This is a genomic window from Paenibacillus mesophilus, from assembly GCF_005938385.1.
In the GTDB taxonomy this organism is placed as follows: domain Bacteria; phylum Bacillota; class Bacilli; order Paenibacillales; family NBRC-103111; genus Paenibacillus_AB; species Paenibacillus_AB mesophilus.
On sequence record NZ_VCRA01000006.1, the window covers coordinates 144,092 to 159,445 of the forward strand.

Annotated in this window: 15 protein-coding genes; 10 read left to right on the plus strand and 5 right to left on the minus strand. The window is 55.0% G+C overall.

Annotated elements, in window-relative coordinates; translation table 11 throughout:
* Positions 1-138: 138 nt before the first annotated feature.
* On the plus strand, positions 139-1,377 hold the full coding sequence (locus FE783_RS13165; protein WP_138879830.1) for an aminopeptidase: 1,239 nt from the start codon (positions 139-141) through the stop codon (positions 1,375-1,377).
* Between the two features lie 214 nt (positions 1,378-1,591).
* Positions 1,592-2,359: a sugar phosphate isomerase/epimerase family protein gene (locus FE783_RS13170; protein WP_138879831.1), complete on the plus strand. Its 768-nt coding sequence runs from the start codon at positions 1,592-1,594 to the stop codon at positions 2,357-2,359.
* Positions 2,360-2,413: 54 nt separating this feature from the next.
* On the opposite strand, the gene FE783_RS13175 is transcribed toward FE783_RS13170, so the two are convergent.
* The 3 genes from FE783_RS13175 to FE783_RS13185 all read right to left on the minus strand — a co-directional run bounded on the left by FE783_RS13175 (position 2,414) and on the right by FE783_RS13185 (position 5,214).
* Complete coding sequence (locus tag FE783_RS13175) at positions 2,414-2,821, minus strand: hypothetical protein (protein ID WP_138879832.1); 408 nt, start codon at positions 2,819-2,821, stop codon at positions 2,414-2,416.
* A gap of 267 nt (positions 2,822-3,088) precedes the next feature.
* Positions 3,089-4,222, minus strand: coding sequence for an ABC transporter permease (locus FE783_RS13180; RefSeq protein WP_138879833.1), 1,134 nt, complete (start codon positions 4,220-4,222; stop codon positions 3,089-3,091).
* Positions 4,219-5,214, minus strand: coding sequence for an ABC transporter ATP-binding protein (locus tag FE783_RS13185; protein ID WP_138879834.1), 996 nt, complete (start codon positions 5,212-5,214; stop codon positions 4,219-4,221). Before FE783_RS13185 ends, FE783_RS13180 begins: the two co-directional genes overlap by 4 nt.
* A gap of 178 nt (positions 5,215-5,392) precedes the next feature.
* Between FE783_RS13185 and FE783_RS13190 the strand changes: the two genes are divergently transcribed.
* From FE783_RS13190 to FE783_RS13215, 6 genes are all read left to right on the plus strand, one after another.
* The gene (locus FE783_RS13190; protein ID WP_138879835.1) at positions 5,393-6,322 is read left to right on the plus strand and encodes an RluA family pseudouridine synthase; all 930 of its coding nucleotides are present in this window, start codon (positions 5,393-5,395) and stop codon (positions 6,320-6,322) included.
* A 444-nt stretch (positions 6,323-6,766) separates the two neighbouring features.
* Positions 6,767-7,849: a DNA alkylation repair protein gene (locus FE783_RS13195; RefSeq protein ID WP_138879836.1), complete on the plus strand. Its 1,083-nt coding sequence runs from the start codon at positions 6,767-6,769 to the stop codon at positions 7,847-7,849.
* Positions 7,850-8,043: 194 nt separating this feature from the next.
* Positions 8,044-8,619: a class I SAM-dependent methyltransferase gene (locus FE783_RS13200; protein WP_138880087.1), complete on the plus strand. Its 576-nt coding sequence runs from the start codon at positions 8,044-8,046 to the stop codon at positions 8,617-8,619.
* A complete protein-coding gene (locus tag FE783_RS13205) occupies positions 8,616-9,230 on the plus strand; it encodes a DedA family protein (RefSeq protein ID WP_138879837.1) in 615 nt (204 codons plus the stop codon). Before FE783_RS13200 ends, FE783_RS13205 begins: the two co-directional genes overlap by 4 nt.
* Entirely contained in the window at positions 9,221-9,913 is a 693-nt protein-coding gene (locus FE783_RS13210; protein ID WP_138879838.1) for a response regulator transcription factor, read from the plus strand. The genes FE783_RS13205 and FE783_RS13210 overlap by 10 nt, the downstream gene beginning before the upstream one ends.
* A 13-nt stretch (positions 9,914-9,926) precedes the next feature.
* Positions 9,927-10,961, plus strand: a complete 1,035-nt coding sequence (locus tag FE783_RS13215; RefSeq protein WP_238403038.1) for a sensor histidine kinase — start codon at positions 9,927-9,929, stop codon at positions 10,959-10,961.
* Between the two features lie 16 nt (positions 10,962-10,977).
* Here FE783_RS13215 and FE783_RS13220 read toward each other — a convergent pair whose 3' ends face one another.
* Complete coding sequence (locus FE783_RS13220; protein ID WP_238403046.1) at positions 10,978-11,676, minus strand: HAD family hydrolase; 699 nt, start codon at positions 11,674-11,676, stop codon at positions 10,978-10,980.
* Positions 11,677-11,800: 124 nt separating this feature from the next.
* Entirely contained in the window at positions 11,801-13,123 is a 1,323-nt protein-coding gene (locus FE783_RS13225) for an ABC transporter substrate-binding protein (RefSeq protein WP_138879840.1), read from the minus strand.
* A gap of 199 nt (positions 13,124-13,322) precedes the next feature.
* Here FE783_RS13225 and FE783_RS13230 point away from each other — a divergent pair, with 199 nt between their 5' ends.
* Positions 13,323-14,189 (plus strand): AraC family transcriptional regulator, encoded by an 867-nt coding sequence (locus FE783_RS13230; RefSeq protein WP_138879841.1) that lies wholly within the window; start codon positions 13,323-13,325, stop codon positions 14,187-14,189.
* Positions 14,190-14,389: 200 nt separating this feature from the next.
* Positions 14,390-15,019: a cell wall hydrolase gene (locus FE783_RS13235; RefSeq protein ID WP_138879842.1), complete on the plus strand. Its 630-nt coding sequence runs from the start codon at positions 14,390-14,392 to the stop codon at positions 15,017-15,019.
* Positions 15,020-15,354 lie beyond the last annotated feature (335 nt).

Sequence of the window (15,354 nt, forward strand, 5' to 3'; positions counted from 1 at the left end):
TGATATATTTGTTGCATAGCCTGTTGGGAACTGTCACGTAATGATCTACTTTGCAACAGACGCCATCCATAGCAGATACGTTATTACGCGACAGTTCCTTATGCATAACCTATACATAGATGTCTGGAGGAACAATACATGCCAACGGAACGTGATTTGGACAAATACGCGGAGCTCGCCGTGCGCGTAGGCATCAACGTACAGCAAGGGCAAACGCTCGTCGTCTCCGCGCCGCTGACTGCGGTGGACCTCGTACGCGGCATAACGCGGAAAGCTTATGAAGCCGGCGCCAAGAACGTATATGTGGAATGGAACGACGAGCAGTTGACCCAAATCAAATACAAGCTTGCCCCGGACGAAGCCTTTACGGAATACCCGATGTTCCGGGCGAAAGGCTGGGAGGAATTCGCCGAGAACGGCGCCGGCTTCCTGAGCATCTACTCGCCCAACCCGGACCTGCTGAACGGGATCGATCCGGAACGCGTTGCAACCGCGAGCAAGACGGCCGCCATCGCGCTGCAGGGCTGGCGCAGCTATACAATGGCCCACCGGGTCGCCTGGTCGCTCATCTCTACGCCGACCGAGGAATGGTCGGCCAAAATATTTCCGGATTTGCCGGCCGCCGAAGCCGTCGGCAAGCTGTGGGAGCATATTTTGAAGGCGACCCGCGTCGATCAAGACGATCCGGTTCAAGCATGGAAGGAGCATAACGCTCGTCTCGCGAAGACGGTCGACTATTTGAATCGCAAGCAGTACCGGCAGCTCGTGTACCGCGCCGAAGGAACGGAGCTTCGCGTCAATATGCCGGACAACCACGTATGGCACGGCGGCTCGACGGAGAACGAGAAAGGCGTTACGTTCAATCCGAACATGCCGACCGAAGAAGTGTTCACGATGCCCCATAAGGACGGCGCGAACGGATTCGTCCGCAGCACGCGGCCGCTCAATTATGGCGGCAACCTGATCGACAACTTCACGCTGCGGTTCGAGAACGGCAAAGTCGTCGACTTTATGGCCGAAAAAGGATACGATACGCTGAAGCTGCTGCTCGAAACCGACGAAGGGGCCGGACGTCTCGGAGAATTGGCGCTCGTGCCGCACCGTTCGCCGATCTCGGATACGAACCTGATTTTCTATAATACGCTGTTCGACGAGAACGCCTCGTGCCACTTCGCTCTCGGCCGCGCTTATCCGACGACGCTCCAAGGCGGCACGGACATGACGAAGGAGCAATTGACCGAGCATGGCGCCAATGACAGTCTCGTGCACGTCGATTTCATGATTGGCGCGGCCGACCTGGATATCGACGGCATTACCGCCGACGGTGCCGCGGAGCCGATTTTCCGCCAGGGCAACTGGGCTATCGATTTTTCTTAACAGCGGAAAACGCAGCAACTATTAGAGCCGCACCCTGCTATGGTGCGGCTTTTTTGGACCGAATCCATATCCCGTATTTGCCAAAACAACAAAACCATTCGGGAAAATGTATGGTTCGACGCAGGAGATTAAGGTATAATAGCGACGAAAAACGACTTCCATACCAGTCATCCGATGCGGTCGGCCGCTAAACTATTTCGGGGAGTTGGACCAGATGAAAATAGCTGCCCAGCTGTATACGCTGCGCGATTTTTTGAAAACGGAAGAGGACATTGCCGCCACGCTGCAAAAGGTGAAAGATATCGGCTACAATGCCGTGCAAGTATCCGGCCTCGGGCCGATCGGCGATGAAGCGTTGAAGACGATCGCGGATCGCGTCGGCCTCCATATTTGTGCCACGCATATTCCGTTTGCCGACATGGTGAACAAGCTGGACGACGTTATCGCCACTCACAAGCTGTGGAACTGCAAATATGTAGGAATCGGCGGACTGCCGCCCGAATATCGGACAAGCTCGGAAGGATATGCGACCTTCGCCAAAGTCGCATCGGAAGTATCCCGCAATCTGAAAGAGGCGGGACTGCAATTCGTCTATCACAATCATGCTTTCGAATTCGCCAAATGGGACGGTAAATCGGGCATGGATATTTTGCTTGAGGAATCGGATGCGAGCGCATTCGGCTTCGAACTGGACGTGCACTGGGTCCAAGCCGGCGGCGCCGATCCGATCGACTGGATCCGCAAAGTGAACGGCCGCATGCAGGTCATTCATTTGAAGGATTTCACGGTTACGCCTGCCAGCGAGCGGCAGTTCGCGGAAGTCGGGGAAGGCAACATGAATTTCCGCGCGATTTTGCAGGCTTGCGAAGAAACCGGCGTCGAGTGGGGTGCCGTCGAGCAGGATAGCTGCTACGGCCGCGATCCGTTCGAATGTTTGGCGGTCAGCGCCCGTAACTTGAAGGCACTCGGAGCTTCGTTCTAAACCCATGCCGAACAGGAAGAGTCGTTAACGCGATCTTCCTGTTTTTTTGTCCGGTTACGGCTGGGCGTGCACCGCTTCTTCTCCGATCAGCGGCATACGGTACAGCTCCTCGGGAAAAGCCTCTTCGTGCCGCTGCGGCGAGGCGTTTCCCCGTGCGAACGGCTCCGCGTTTCTCTGCATGTTGACCAGTACGTCTTTCCATATGACCGCAGGCAGCCGGTCTTCATCCTCCATACCGAAAAGCGGCTGTACGCCCCCCAATTCATCCAGCACGTGCAGCACGACCGGGGGCTCGGCTGCGGCTTTGCCCGGTTCCAGCCATTGGTACGCTTCCCGGATCATTTGCTGCTCCACAAGCGCTTTTTGTTCTATATAAACCGCCGAATTCCCTTCGGCTTCCGCAATGAGCCGTTTCAGACGTTTACGTTCCTCCATCCATTTGGCAAGGCGGTACAAAATCATCGTTCAACCACTCCCTTCGAATCTGACTTCATTGTAGAGCCCGAACATTAACGCAACATTAGCCGAGCATTAACTTTATGTGACAATCGTGTAACATTGTTAATGGATTGTCCGGGGGCAGTGCCGCTCTTGGTTACTAGTATGTCTCGCGGTTCGTCTTCTTATGTATGCGTTTTCTTAAAATTAAAAATAAAGGAACTCCATTCCGTTGCCGTGCAAGCCTTTAACGGACGAAGTTCCTGTATGTTCGGGTATTCCTTCCTTGCCTTACTCCCACTTGAACAAAAAGCTGGAGATGGCGAAAGCCGCGACCATCCATCCGCCGAGCAGGGCCATCTCCGGCCACAGCGCCGACAGATCGGCTCCGACGTTCATCACTTGGCGCATCGCCGCCGTCAAGTGGGAGATCGGCAGCAGCTTGACGATAGGCTGCATAAATTCCGGCATATCCTTAATGGGGAAAAAGACGCCGCCCAGAAACAGCATAGGGAACGATACGAAGCCGGCGATCGGCCCCGCGCTTTCGGGCGTCTTCGCGAGCGATGCGATGACGAACCCGAGCGACATGAACGTAAGCGTGCCGAGCACGACGAACAGGAACAGCAGCCACCAGGCGCCGTTGACTTGAGTGCCGAAGAAGGTCGAGCCGACTACGACGACAATCAGCACCTGCAAGCTGTTCATGACGAGCCGAGCCGTAATTTGAGCGCCGATAAACGTAGCCGAGTTCAACGTCGTGCTGCGCATCCGCCGCAAAATGCCGCGCTCGCGCCATGATGCGATTTGGCCGGCGACGCCGTTCAAGTTGTTGGACATGATCATCATCGCAATGATGCCGGGTACGAGAAAATCGATATATTTCAGATGCAGCGACTGCACCGCCGAAGCGTCTACGGTAACAACCGGCGAATAGTTGGCGAGCTGCTTGCTGACTCCGTCCACGACTTGGGACAAGAGCGTCAAGGCAAGCTGCGACATCGTCATGTTCGTCTCATCGTAATACGCTTTGACCGTGGCCACTTCGGGCGTCGTAATGAATACCGGATCGACGTATGTGCTGGTATCGTGCATGGACAACCGTTCCTGGTACCCTTTCGGTACGACTACGACGATATGACGGTCCCCTTGCTTCAGCTCCTTCAGCGCCTCTTCCTTATCGTACCGCTCCTCGAGCTCGATAACGGTGTTCAACTGCTGCAGGGAACGGATCAATTGGCGGGAGGCGGTGCTGTAATCCTCATCGATAATCGCGCCGCTTATCGAGATGCCGCTGCCGTTTCCGAGGAAAAAACCGAGCATCCCGATGAAAAACACCGGAAACAGCAGCGACCAAAACAACACTTGCCGGTTTCTCGCGAAAATGCGGAGCTGAGCGAGCGTAAGCTGCAAATAAGCTTTCAAGTTTCCCTCAAGCTCCTTCCCGTCATATGGATAAACACGTCCTCGAGCGTTGCGGACCGGGTGCGCAAATCCGCGAAAGGCAAGCCGTTTCTATCGGCGACGGCAATCCAATCCGTCAGCGTAGCCTGCAGACTGTCCGTATATAAGACGAACCATTCGTCCCGCACGTCCACCTGCTTGACCCCGCTGACTCCGCGGAGCAGCCCGAGTATGCCGTCCGATTCCGCGCTGCCGGCAGACTCCGCTTCCACGAAGGGAAGCCTGAATTCGACGGCGCTCTCCGATTGCAGGCTCCGTACCAGCCGTTCGGGCGTATCGAGCGCGATTACTTTTCCGCGGTCCATCAGGCAGATCCTATCGCACAGCGCATGCGCTTCATCCATATAATGGGTGGACAGCACGATCGTTTTGTTGCGGGCTTTCAGCTTGAGTATAATATCCCATAACGTTCGCCGGGCTTGCGGATCGAGTCCGGTCGTCGGCTCGTCGAGAAAGATCACCTGCGGATCGTTGACGAGTGCCAGCGCAATGGCCAGCCTTTGGCGCTGACCTCCGGACAAATGCTTGACCCGGTCGTTTTTCTTTTCTTCCAAAATCATATCCTGCAGAAGCGGCTGAATCGGCACCGAATACGGGTAGAAGCTGGCGTACATGCGCACGATTTCTTTCACCTTCAACAAATCGAACAGCGAGGTGGACTGCAGCTGAACGCCGATCACCTGCTTCACTTTTTTGAGTTCCTTCTGCGTATCGTATCCGGCCACGACGGCCGTCCCGGAATCGGGCCGCCGCAAGCCTTCTATCATTTCCAGTGTTGTCGTTTTACCCGCACCGTTCGGCCCGAGCAGGCCGAACACCTCGCCTCGGCGAACTTCGAAGCGGACATGGTCGACGACGGTGAAAGCCCCATACTTCTTGACAAGCCCATCTACCCGGATGACCGTCTCATCCCCGTCGGACCGGGCTGCCGCCCCGTTGACCGATTCGTTCATAAGTTCCCTCCCCCGCGATTAGAAACTATTATATCATTGTTTGCGGACGATAGCATGGTTGGACGGAATTCGGTAGATTTGCGGCTCATTCACGGGCTGACGGAAGTGCCGCAGATGCTTTTTCCCGCCGGATGCGATATAGTATCTGAAAGAAACTTATAGTTCAAAGGAGACCGGCATGAACAAGAAGGGACTCACACCAGCCAAAGCCCCCGAAGCGAAAAAATCTTCAACGACCGAGCTTGCCGTAGGACAGCCCGGAGAGCTGCTCGAATTTTTACTGGCTTCGCTCGCGGGGCGGAGCCGCAATTCGGTGAAATCGATACTGGCCCGCGGGCAAGTATCGGTCGACGGCCGCACGGTAACGAAGTACGATCATCCGCTGCAGCCCGGACAGCGGGTTCATGTAAGCTGGGCGAAAGTGATCGGGGAACGGGAAAACGAGCTGGTCGGCTTGACCATTCTGCACGAAGACGACGACGTTATCGTCGTCCATAAGGAAGCGGGGCTTCTCTCCATCGCCACCGCCCAGGAGAAGGATTTGACCGCGTACCGTCAGTTGATGGAGCACGTCCGCCGCTCCGACCCGCGCGCCCGGATCTTCATCCTGCACCGGCTCGATCGCGATACGTCCGGCGTCATGATGTTCGCCAAGAGCGAACGGGTGCAGCAGCAGCTGCAAAACGATTGGCAGGATGCCGTGCAGGAGCGCACCTATGTCGCATTAGTGGAAGGCGCGGTACGGAATCCGGAAGGAACCGTCAAATCGTGGCTGAAGGAAAACAAGGCGATGATGATGTATTCGAGCCAGAAGCCGGACGACGGCCAGCTTGCGATTACCCACTACAAAGCTTTGAAGACGAGCAAAGATTATTCCCTGCTGGAGGTTCGGCTGGAGACGGGACGCAAAAACCAGATCCGCGTCCATATGAAGGATATCGGCCATCCCGTCGTCGGGGACAAAAAGTACGGCTCGCGCTCGGGAGCGATCGGCCGTCTCGGCCTGCATGCGCACGTTCTCGCCTTCCGCCACCCGCGCAGCGGGGAAGTGATGCGCTTCGAGAGCAAAGTCCCCCCTGTTTTTATGCGCGTGTTTAAGCCGGAGTGAATCGAAGCAGGCACATCCGCATCCGAAGTCCGAAAACCTAGCGTTTCCATGTCGACCAAACATTAGACCGCTGCCTTGGTATTGCGGTCTGTTTGCGTAAGAGACATCACTACGCCGAGGACATAAGGTACATGTGAACACTACTTTGAGCGGAATTGGGACTTTGATCGAAAATAACGTACATTTGAGCGCTATTGATCCATTTCCGACCCGCAAACGCAGCAAACACCCCTGATCCCGGCATATAAGGTACATTTGAGCACTAATACCCACTGAACGGATACTTTTAGCCACAATAACGTACATTTGAACGTTATTCGTCCATTCGCCATTCGTGACTTGCCCGTCCCTAACCCTAACCCTAACCCTGACAAACAGCTGTCAGCTTTCCTCTGTTACGATAAACGATAGACTAGTAACGCAAGAAAGGTCGTGCATACACCAATGGCGGAGCCGTTGAAAGACATCTACAATGATTCGTTTATGGACAAGCTGGCCGGCAAAATCAAAGCCGAGCAGCCGAACTTCCCGTCCGAAGCCTTCAAAAAGCTCGTATTCGCCGACGGCTGGGAATCGCTCGCGCTGAAGCAACGTATGCGGCGAATTTCCGAATCGCTTTCCGCGACGCTCCCTCCCGATTACCGGGAGGCGCTGGACATTTTGATGCGGGCGTCCGTCGATTGCCGCGGGTTCGAACATATGTTCTTCCCTGATTTCGTCGAACTGCGGGGGCTGGACGATCCGGAGGCATCGGTGCCGGCGCTCGCCGTCTTTACGAAATATTCCAGCTCGGAGTTCGCCGTCAGGCCGTTTATCCGGAAATACCCCGATCTTCTGCGGAAGCAATTGACGACGTGGGCCGCCGACCCGAACGAGCACGTCCGTCGGCTGGCGAGCGAAGGATGCCGGCCCCGCCTGCCGTGGGCGATGGCATTGAACGAGTTCAAGGACGATCCCTCCCCCGTGCTGGAGCTATTGGAACTGCTCAAGGAGGACAGCTCGGAGTACGTCCGCAGAAGCGTGGCGAACAACCTGAACGACATCTCCAAAGACCACCCTGGTCTTGTGATGAAAACGGCAAGAAGGTGGTACGGACGGCATCCGCATACCGATTGGATCGTAAGGCACGCCTGCCGCAGCCTGCTCAAACGGTGCGATCCGGAGACGCTCCGCTTCTTCGGCTTCGTCCCGGCGGAACGCATATCCGTAGTCGGACTAACCTTGTCTGCGGAAGAAGTTAGCATCGGCGGCGCTTTTACCGCAGCGTTCCGGATCGTCAACAGCGGCGATTCGTCGTCGCTGCTCCGCATCGAATATGCCATCGATTTCGTCAAGGCGAACGGAAGCCGGTCGCGCAAGCTGTTCAAGCTTTCCGAGAAGGAATACGATCCGGGAGAAACCCCGGTTCGGTTCAATCACCGCTTCGAGCAGCTAACCACCAGAAAGCATTACCCCGGCGAACACGCGCTCGCGATCATCGTCAATGGCGAGCAATTGTCCGGCATTTCCTTTACGCTGCATCCATGAAGCAGCCATCCTTTTCCCCTGCGGCAACTCCCCGACTCCGCTGGCCTCCCCCGCATGTTGCCTTTTGGCGACATGCTTTTTCGCCTTTTTTAAACAAATCTTCAGAAACCCTTCAGAAATTCCTTCGCTCGATCTGAACATTTAACCGATACGATAAGGGCATCGTCCAAAAGAAAGGAAGAGACGTCTTGCCCATGAAAAACGCGATCCGTGAAAAGCTGCTGTTTCTGTATAAATTCTCGCTCGCCCCCAAACAAATCGGAAGCGTGACGCCAAGCTCCGCGTTTCTCGCCAAAAAAATGATCGATTCCGTTCCGTGGGGCCGCGTGCGGGCTATCGCCGAGCTTGGAGCGGGCACAGGCGCCATTACCAAATATATCGGTACGGCAATGCGGAAACAGACGAAAGTGCTGCTGTTCGAGAAAGACCCGTATTTGCGCGAGGAGTTGGCCCGCCTGTACCCCGACTATTCGTGCCACGTCGACGCCTGCCAGCTTGGCCTATCTTTGCAGCAGGAAGGAATCGGACGGCTGGACTGCATATTGAGCGGGCTTCCGTTCTTCAACTTCCCCCAGCAGCTGCGCGACCTGCTGATGGATCAAATTGCCGCCGCCCTCAAGCCCGGAGGATTGTTCATCGCGTTCCAATATTCGCAGCAGATGAGGAAGCAGCTCGACCGGCGGTTCGATATCGAGCATATTCATTTCGTTCCGCTCAATATCCCTCCCGCATACGTATATGTTTGCCGAAAAAGGGAGTCCGATTCATGAGCTATGAATGGCTGCTGTCGTTCATTCAGCAATTCGGCTATGCGGCGCTGTTCTTTGCCCTATGGCTCGGGATTGTGGGCATGCCGATTCCGGACGAGGTCATCGTGATGACGGGAGGAGCCGTAACGGCCGGCGGGGCGCTGCATACGCTCCCCGCTTTTATAGCAACCTATCTGGGGGTCGTCTCCGGGTTGTCGGTAGGCTATGTGCTGGGCCGATGGTTCGGCACCGCTGCGCTCGACCGGCTGCGGCGCAAAAAAAAGTTCGATCGCTATATTGATTTTTCCGAAAAACTGATGCAAAAATATGGTAGCTTCGCTTTATGCATCGGCTATTTTTTTCCGGTCATCCGTCATGTAATGCCTTATGCGGTCGGAAGCAACAAGATGACGTTCAAGCGCTACGCGCTGTTCTCGTACACGACCGGACTCCTATGGACCGCCCTGTTTTTCACCCTCGGGCGTCTTGTCGGGGAGCAAGTTCAGCAAGTCGGATATCATGTCTATGAGCTAGGCTTGAAAGCGTTATGGGTGCCGCTTACGCTTGCCGCGGTATTCGCAATTTGGCATTTCACTCGAAAGTCGAAAGGGAGGGGTAAGCTTTGGCCTTAACCGTGCTCGTTGCGGATGATGATCCGGAAATCCGGGATGTGGTCGGCATTTATTTGCGGAACGAAGGTTACCGCGTCGTGGAAGCAGGAGACGGAGTTCAAGCCGTCGAACAGATGAGCCGCGAGAAGGTCGATCTGCTCATATTGGACGTGATGATGCCCCACCTGGACGGCATCAAAGCCTGCTTCAAAATTCGCGAGAAGTCGAACATCCCGATCATCATGCTGTCCGCCAAAAGCGAGGATATCGATAAAATTACCGGCCTTACGACAGGCGCGGACGACTATGTAGCCAAACCTTTCAATCCGTTGGAGCTGGTCGCGAGGGTGAAGGCGCAGCTTCGCAGGCAAACGTTAGCCGGGACCGGCGGCAAGCCGAACGACGGCTCGGTTATCGAAATCGACGAATTGATCATCCATAAAACCCGCCATCTCGTCACCGTGCGGGGGAAAGAAGTTTCGCTCACCCCGATCGAATTCTCGATTCTGGCGCTGCTCGCGGGACATCGCGGGCATGTGTTCAACGTCGAGCAAATATACCGGAACGTTTGGAAGGAAGACAAGTTTTGTTCGGACAATACGGTCATGGTCCATATCCGGAACATCCGGGAGAAGGTGGAGGAAAATCCGCGTGAGCCGCGATATATTCAGACGGTTTGGGGAGTCGGCTATAAGGTGGAGTAAGAAGATTTGGTTCGTGCTCAATTGGAAAAGAAGCATCCGGGGACGCATATTGTGGTCGACTCTCATAAGCTTCTTCCTGGCCGTATTCATGGCTTCGATCTGGAACAATTTCTTCGTCCTGATCGGAACGTTCCTACTCTTTTTCTTCCTGTTCATGGACAATATCGTCCGTTATATCCGGTCGCTGGCCGACGGACTGATGCGGATCGCCCAAGGGAACCTGGACTACCGGCTGCCTCCTTCCAGATATGACGAGCTCGGCAGCGTGGCGAACAACATCAACTATATGGCCGAGCAGCTGCATGATAGGATCGACAGGGAGCGCCGGATCGAGAAATCGAAGATGGAGCTCATCACCAACGTTTCCCATGATCTGCGGACGCCGCTCACCAGCATTATCGGGTATTTGAATTTGCTGAAGCATGACGACTACGGCGATCTCGATGAGCATAAGCGATACATCCAGAACACGTACAATAAAACGCAGCAGCTGAAAAAACTGATCGACGACTTGTTCGAATATACCCGGCTGACGAGCGGCGAAGCCCGCCTCTCCTTCCGCCCCGTCGATCTGGCCGGCCTGATGGAGCAGGTGCTGACCGAGTTCGAACCGCTTGCCCACGAGCAGTCACTCACTGTCCGGAAGCTATGCGAGCGGGAGCGGGTGCTCGGATTGGTCGATGCGGAAAAATTCGTGCGGGCCGTCGACAACCTGCTGATGAACGCCCTCAAATTTTCCGTAAAGCCGGGAGCTATCACGGTCCGGCTCTTCGAGCGAGGCAGCCGAATCCGCCTGGAGGTCGAGAACCGGGGCACCCCGATATCGAAGGAGCAGGAGCTGCTGCTATTCGATCGTTTCTACAAGGCCGAGCCTTCGCGGAACGACCATTCGATGCTGCCGGGAGCGGGACTCGGACTGTCGATCGCGAGAAGCATAGCGGAGCTGCACGGCGGGCACATCGGCCTGGAACACCGGAACGGGCTCTTTACGTTCTATATCGAACTGCCGCGAAAGGAGCAGACGCCACCTTATCCGGAACGCGGCTGATGCCGGCAGCGAGCGGTTACGTACGGAGAAGCGGGCCGACCTCGCTCAACCGCTCGACGACATAACGCGGCGCGTACCGTTCCTCCAGCTGAAGATTGCCGCGGTTGTAGAAGCAGAAATCGATACCCGCCCCCACTGCCCCTTCGTAATCATCCTTTAATGAATCGCCGATATACAGCACTTCCGACCGGTCGACGCCAAGCTCCCGCAGAGCGATATCGAAAATGTTCCGGTCCGGCTTCCAGTGCCCGACCTCGTCGGATACGATAAACGCATCGAACAGGTGGGCGATGCCGCCGCTCGCCGTCCGTTTCCGCTGGGATTCCCCGATCCCGTTGGAGATGACGGCCAGCTTGCGGCTGCCGTGCAGCTCGTCCAGCAGCTCCTTGGCCCCTTCCTCGAAGTGGCACAGCCGGCAAAAATGCTCCCAATACGTGCCGGCGAGCGCCTTCGCCAAGGCGGCGTCCCGCTCCAGCCGGATCAGCGTATCGTGAAACGAATATTCCAGCACCTGATGAATGTTCAGCTTCCGCTCGTTCCGCTCGCTCCAATACACCCAGTTGATCGGCGAGAACGTCTCCCAGAACCGTTCCCACGTGAACCGCTCCCATTGCTCCAGCCCGTGCTGCCGTCCGGTCATGTGCATCGAATCGGCCTCGCACCGGTCGTAGTCAAGCAACGTGTTGTCCAAGTCGAAAATGATCGCTTTGTACAAATAAGGCTCCCCCTGTCCGTATGATCGCATTCCAAGTACATTCCACCCGGGCATCGCATATTCCTTCCAACCCAATCAAAAAGAGACCATCCTTATCGAAAGGATGGCCTCGCCCATGTTCCAGTTACTTTTTCTTGCTCTTCTCGGCTTCCACGAGCCCCTTCAGCTTCTCGTCCAGCTGGCGCAGCGACGTGTTCAAGTCCGCTTTGCCGCTGACGTAGTCGAGGAACGCCGCGCTTACGGCGGATTGCTGCGAGCTCAGAGGGACGTCGACAAGCCCGGGCTTCCGTTTGGGCGTCGGATCGGTCGGCGGATAGAACGATACCGCTTTCATGTTCTTGGATTTGTAGATCGGATGACTCGATCCGAGCGCGTTCTGAATGTCCTTATTGTTCAGCGTCGTCGGGATGCCCTGCTTCGAATCCTCCATCTGGATTTCGTCGGTCAGCATCTCCATGATGACTTGGAACGCCTCGTCCTTATGCTTGCCCGTCTCCGTAAGCGCCCAATAAGCGGGACCGCGTTGGCTGACCCGTTTCGGAGCGCCCTCCATCGTCGGCAGCGACACGATATCCCAGTTGATTTCCGGCGGAATAATCAAGTAGACGCTGTGCAGGTTGGCGGACAAAGCAGCCTCGCCTTTGCCGAACATATTCATATCGTCGGCGGCGGTCTTCGGATATTCGTTGCCTTGCACATCGTAGAAGCGCTTCAAGTTGCTGAACACCTTCGACCATTTATCCGTATCGGTCAGACCGTCCTTCTCCGGATCGAGAATCGCCTGGGAGAACGGATTGTCGCGCAGCATTCCCGTCAAGTTGGCGCTGAAGCCGCGAATTTGCTTGCCGCCGTCCATCCGCGTCATTTTCTTGGACAGCTCGTAAACTTCATCCCAAGTCATGCCGTCCTTCGGATAAGGCACACCGAACTTGTCGAACAAATCTTTGTTGTAGTAGAGCACGTTCGGGAAAAACGGAGGTACGGGCAAGCCGTACAGCTTTCCGTCGCGCGTATAATCTTTAATCTCTGACATGAATACGGGGTTAAACCGGTTCAGATCGTACTTGTATTTCGTCACGTAAGGGGTCAAATCGACGCCGAGGTTCAAATCGAGATAGCCGCTTCTGAGCGTCGGAATATCGGTCCGGATAATATCCGGGATTTCACCTCGCGTAACAAGGTCTGTAATATTGTTGCCCGTTCCGCTCGTCTGGTAGTTGAACGTAATATGAGGAAATTTCTTCTCCAGCGTTGCCCGGAACCGCTTATCAAACTCCTCCTTGCTGACTCCGGCCGCATAGATCATCAGCGTATACGGATCTTTTTTGACTTCCGTCTTCGGTGCGCTTTTGTCGCCTTCGCTCGCCCCCGAATTGCTTCCGGACCCGCAGGCGGCCAGCAGTACACTGCAGATGAGTCCTAATGCCGCGACTCTGTTCTTGCTCATTGGTAAAATCCCCCTAGTTTTTTGTTAGCGCTTCCAATCAACTCGAATTTATTATCTCAAATACAAGCGAAACACAAGTGACATATTTTTACTTCGATCACCCTCTTTTTTACTATCCTGTACATTACATGTATATTAAGTTGTGTTACAATATATTCAAAACCATTCCGGCAGGTGAACGTCGTTGGTGGCATACCCCGTGTACCAAGACTCTCTGGCTCACGAGCAATTCGGCAAAAGCAGACTCCCCATGTTTGTCGTGAAAGGCCGTATTACCTCCAACATTCCGCTGCACCATCATAACTTCGCCGAGCTCAGTCTCGTCGTCGAAGGGAGCGGAACGGAAATCATCAACGGAAAGCCGCACCCGTTCCAAAAAGGAAGCGTTTCCTTTTTGCTGCCTCACCATATTCACGAAGTTCAATTAAACAGTCCTACCGCGATCAAATACAACTGCATGTTCGACCTCCATCTGCTCTTCCTAAGTCCGTCCGATCGCGACCTGGCGAATGCGCTGCTCAAAACGGGCTTGCAATACCCGTCGCATTACGATTTGGACGAGGATCAGGCAACCCATATGCTCCGGTTGTTCGAATCGATGAAGCAAGAGTACGAGAACGACCGGTTCGCCAAAGAATCCGCCCTTCGCTCCATGCTGATGGAAGCGTTCATTATTCTGCTCCGCACCCCGCACCCGGCGCAACATTCCGCTTCCGCCTTAGTCGAAACCCGCAACAACATGGAAGACATCCTGCACTATTTGCATATCCATTACCAGGAGGAAATTACGCTCTCCGTGCTGGCGAAGCAATTTAACCGGAACGCCTCGTATATTAGCCGGATGTTCAAACAGCTGGTCGGACGAACCTTTACGGAATATTTGCATATGCTGCGAGTCGGACGGGCGGCCAGTCTGCTTGCCACCACCTCGATGAGCATAACCGACATCGCGATCGATGTCGGATTCGATCATACCCGCACGTTTACACGGGCGTTCAAGGAAGCGAAAGGCACGACGCCAAAGCAATTCCGCGCCATTCGCCAGCGGCAGCAGCCGATAGAATGACGGTCCGGATAACCGTTAAATAAAGGAAGACGGGCGCAAACCGAAAGGCTCGTCCGAAACCTATGGGGACAACCCGGAGTTGTTCTTAGTTTTTGCGTTTTGAGCGTGTACGGCGGCTTTTCCGATCGGATAAAATCCCTAATTCATTATGTGCCGGTTGAAAGCGGCCCGTAAAAGGAAGAGGAGGTTGTCTGTAAGAGATGAAGAAAGGTTCCGTGCTAGTCATTGCCCTTGGGATGATTATCCTGTCCACACAGGCCGGCGCGATATCGCTGGAGCAAGGGTCCAGAAGCGAGCACGTCCTCGATCTGCAGCAGCGGTTGAGCTCGCTCGGTTATTTTAAAGCGGGTATAACCGGCTATTACGGCTCCGTCACGAACACAGCGGTGAAAAAATTTCAAACGAAGGCAGGTCTGCCCGCCAGCGGACAAGCCGATGCCCATACGTTGTCGGCCTTGAACGAAGCCTCTGCGCCGGATCAAACGGTCCTGGAGCAAATGGCACGAATGATCCATGCCGAGGCAAGGGGCGAATCGTTTCTCGGCCAGGTCGCCGTCGGAGCCGTCATCCTCAACCGGGTACAGTCCGACGCGTTTCCCGATTCCATAACCGAGGTTATTTTTCAGCCCGGTCAATTTTCCGCTATCCGGGACGGGCAGTTCAACCTGACTCCCAGCCCGACTGCCTATGAAGCGGCCAAAGCCGCCTTAAACGGGTCCGATCCGACAAACGGAGCCCTGTATTATTACAATCCCAAAATCGCCACCTCGTCTTGGAGCAAGAAACGTCCGATCAAAGCCCGCATCGATCGGCACGTATTTACTCAATAATCCGATCCCCATGAATGCGCCATTCCTACACGCACAATACGAAGGACTGTCCCGCGGAGTCCGAACGGACTCCAGGACAGTCCCTTTTTTCCTCAGATCTTTCTCCATGAGCGGTATTTAACGGCATAATACGCAGGAACGACTGCACACAACAGTATGGCCGCCGCCTTCACAATAATAATGGAAACCGCCTCCTCATCAATTAACATCGAACGTCTTTCTATAATATACCATGCGTGCGGGCGTAATGCGGGTTTCCCGCTATTTACAACGGCCATACTTCGAAAAGTAGCAAAATTCGGCTACCGAATGTAAACTTATACTACAGTCAAACG